The sequence below is a fragment of the Dysosmobacter sp. HCP28S3_G4 genome (genome assembly GCF_052065175.1).
In the GTDB taxonomy this organism is placed as follows: Bacteria; Bacillota; Clostridia; order Oscillospirales; family Oscillospiraceae; genus Oscillibacter.
Map to the genome: position 1 here is coordinate 1 of NZ_JBQHUP010000093.1, position 2,040 is coordinate 2,040.

Annotated in this window: 2 protein-coding genes; both read right to left on the reverse strand. The window is 68.9% G+C overall.

Going from position 1 to position 2,040, the window contains the following annotated elements:
- Positions 1–173: 173 nt before the first annotated feature.
- Entirely contained in the window at positions 174–770 is a 597-nt protein-coding gene (locus tag ACTNBU_RS12505; RefSeq protein WP_441034422.1) for a hypothetical protein, read from the reverse strand.
- A complete protein-coding gene (locus tag ACTNBU_RS12510) occupies positions 754–1,824 on the reverse strand; it encodes a M23 family metallopeptidase (RefSeq protein WP_441034424.1) in 1,071 nt (356 codons plus the stop codon). Before ACTNBU_RS12510 ends, ACTNBU_RS12505 begins: the two co-directional genes overlap by 17 nt.
- Positions 1,825–2,040 lie beyond the last annotated feature (216 nt).

Here is a 2,040-nt window from a genome sequence, read left to right on the forward strand (position 1 = left end):
CAGGCTTTTTGCAGACATTCGATTCAATACGAAGGGGCTCCCGCCCCCTCGTACTCCCCCTGCAAAAAAGAACTTCTTTCCTTCAAACAGAGGATTTTCGACAAGCTGAGGCGGGCTTCCATGTTGGAAGCCCGCCTGTTTTTTAACAGATCCATGTCTTGGGACGCACCCCGCTACGACCGCAGGGCGCTGCGGATGCCGCCGATCCCCGTCCCCAGGACTGCCGGCAGGAGCCACAGATTGCCGCCGCTGGCGGCCATCATCCACAGCAGACTGCCCGCCAGAAGAAGGGCGCCCGCCGCGCCGATGGCCGCCGCCCAGCACGTCCCACGGTCCGGCCCTGCTGTCCAGCACAGCAGGAGCTGGAGCATCCGCCAGCCGTCCAGCGGCGCCGCCGGCAGCAGATTGAACAGGCCCAGGGCCGCGCTGGCTCCCGCGGCCGTGACAGCCCAGTCCGGACGGGCCGGCACCGCCGCCAGCAGGGCCGCGCACAGCAGGTTCACCGCCGGTCCCGCCAGCACCGCCAGCAGCTCCCGGGGATAGGTCAGGCCCACGCCCGCCGTCCGTATCACCGCGCCGAAGGGAGACAGCGTGAAGGACCCGGTCCGGCCGCCCAGCAGCCGCAGGACCGCCAGATGTCCCAGCTCATGGACCGCCGCCGCCCCCATCAGCACCACCGTGGCCAGAGGGCCGTTCATCAGACAGAACCAGGCCGTCATCAGACCGAAGCCCAGCAGACCCCAGACCCGCCGGTCATACCAGGGTGACATAGTAGATGGGATTCAGGTAGACGCCCTCCTCGTGGAGCTCAAAGTGGAGGTGGGGACCTGTGGCCATGCCGGTCTCACCCACCTCAGCGATCTTCTGACCCTCCTTTACCGACGCGCCGGAGGATGCCGTCACCTTGCTGCAATGGGCGTACAGCGTGGAAAAGCCGTTGTCGTGCCGGACGATGCAGTATTTTCCGTAGCTGCTGCTCTCGCCCACCGCCGTCACCATGCCGTCGGCAAAGCAGAGGATGGCCGTGCCGGTGTCCGCCGCGATGTCCACGCCGTGGTGGAAGTCCTCCTCGCCCTCAATGGGATGGATGCGGTAGCCGAAGCCGGAGGTCAGGGTGCCGCATACCGGCGTGCAGTAGTCAAACCCCAGTACCGCCTGCTCCATGCTCACGTTGTCCGGCAGATTCTCCCCGGAGTAGGTCACATAGGACAGCTCCAGATGCTCCGTCTGAGAGGGGCCGCCGCTGCCCTGGTCCGCCGTCCCGGTGTCCCCGGGGGATGCGGCCTCCGGTTCACCGCCCACGTTCAGGATCTTGGCGGAGGCGGCGGTGTCCTCCCCCGCGCCGCCGGACGTGCTCTCTCCATCGTCGGGCAGCCAACCGTCGGCGGAGCCGGTGCCGTCGGCAAAGGCCCGCAGGGATTCCATGGCCGCTGAGGGATCTGCCGTGCCGTCCGCCGGCGCGGCGGTCTCCATTGCCTCCGCCGGATGGAACACGGCCTGATACACGTCCCCCAGGGAATCCTGGACGCTCCGCTCTCCGGAGATGGCGCGGCCCACGGCGGAAAACACCTCTGTCACGTCCATGTTCCGGTCCATGACGCCGGACACCGACTCCCGTACCCGGTCCAGCTTTCCGGGGAGCAGCAGCTTGACCCCAACCAGCAGGACGAACACCGCAGCGCAGATCACCAGCTGGGTCATCCGCCGTTTCTCCGCAGGCGTCGGCGGCGCCTGCCGTTTGCCCTGCACCGAAGGACGCGGCCCGGACGGCTTCCGCCGCCGGGATAGCTCGCTGATCCGTTTTCCCGCCTGCCTCGACGTCATGTCTCCGCCTCCTCAAAGAATTCATATCATCGTCAAACTCTATGCGGCGGGCAGCGCGGATATGCCCGTTTTCCGGCGGAAAACAGACCGGGGGGGGGGGGGGGGGGGGGGGGGGGGGGGGGGGGGGGGGGGGGTGGTGGGGGGGGGGGGGGGGGGGGGGGGGGGGGGGGGGGGGGGGGGGGGGGGGGGGGGGGGGGGGGGGGGGGGGGGGGGGGG